Source organism: Neobacillus niacini, from assembly GCF_000759675.1.
GTDB lineage: Bacteria > Bacillota > Bacilli > Bacillales > Cytobacillaceae > Neobacillus > Neobacillus niacini_A.
On the sequence record NZ_BAWM01000104.1, the window covers coordinates 1 to 1387 of the forward strand.

Annotated in this window: 1 protein-coding gene; it reads left to right on the forward strand. The window is 42.3% G+C overall.

All coding sequences use genetic code 11. From position 1 onward, the window contains the following. Nucleotides 1-648 precede the first annotated feature (648 nt). Nucleotides 649-1387 (forward strand): group II intron reverse transcriptase/maturase (gene ltrA, locus TR08_RS24090; protein WP_045522570.1); only part of this gene is annotated, 739 nt, incomplete at its 3' end.

A 1387-nucleotide genomic window follows, 5' to 3' on the forward strand; every position in this document is an offset into this window, starting at 1 on the left:
GTGTGCGCTTGGCAGCGCTTCGCTCTAATGGGTGAAAGTCCCTAACATGCCGTTGTGGCGGAAATGTATAGCTGACAGGTAGTGCGAGTATCGTGAGATTTCGTGCGGAGGACCTGAAGGCAAAACTCGGAACAGGTGGCTGCAACTATGTTGGCTAGTAAGATGGGATAACCCTGCACAAAATGGGGAGGTCCAATACCACTCTGTATCTTATTAGTTATGAGGACTGGCTTCGAGTGAAAGGCGATGAACGTGACCCAAGGAGATCTCATCTTCTCCACCGTAGGTGGTAAATCTTTTTCAAAGCCGCGATGGACAAGAAATTGACTATGGAGGGTGAGAAGTCAGAGCAGGGGATAGTAGTGAATAAACTTGTCGGAAATGCCGCAAAGACAAGTGACTTACCACGTAGTTGGTAAGGCAGACATTGACCCAAAAGGCAGTGAACTGATGCGAAGCCCGTCTGTCCATGGAAAGAAAAGCAACACGAACTTATTTACTCGTCATGTACTAAACAGAAGTCGATGAGGCAGATAGCCAAAGAATCGAGACCGAAAGAAAGTAGGTTGTTTAGGGCGTAGTACTAATGCTAATCAGCCATTGAATCAACTATTTAGCTGATAGTGTGTTAGGAAAGGAAACGAATACATGTATGAATCAATAGGAAAACGAAGCTTACGTGCAGTGGAGAATTCCAAAAAGAAACGCAAGTGGTACAGCCTAATTGATAAATTATGGGATTATCAAAACTTGGAACAAGCTTTTTATGACGTGAAGAGAAATCGTGGGGCACACGGTGTGGATAAAGTAACGATTAAAGATTATGAAATAGAATTGGAACACAACTTAAGAGTGCTCCAAGAATCTTTGCGTACGAAAACATATCGTGCGAAGCCAGTCAGAAGAGTTTTCATTCCAAAAGCTGATGGTTCAAAACGTCCTTTAGGAATTCCAACAGTAGTAGACCGAATCGTTCAAGCCGCAACTAAAAGAATACTTGAACCTATCTTTGAACAGAAATTCTTAGATTGTAGTTTTGGATTTCGTCCGAACCGTAGTGCACATATGGCGATAGATAAAATCCGACAGGATTTAAGAGATGGTTATACCTATGTAATAGACGCCGATATTAAGACGTACTTCGACTCTATCCCCCATGATAAACTCCTTGAATTAATCAAAGAGGAAATTGTGGATGGTAGTGTTTTGGCACTAATTGTACAGTTCTTAAAGTCGGGAATCCTTGAAAATGGTATTTTCTATGAAAATGAAAAGGGGAGTCCACAGGGCGGAGTAATCAGCCCTCTTTTGGCTAACATCTACCTGCATCCACTTGACGAAAAGATGACAGAAAGAGGTCACCGTATTACAAGGTTTGCGGATGATT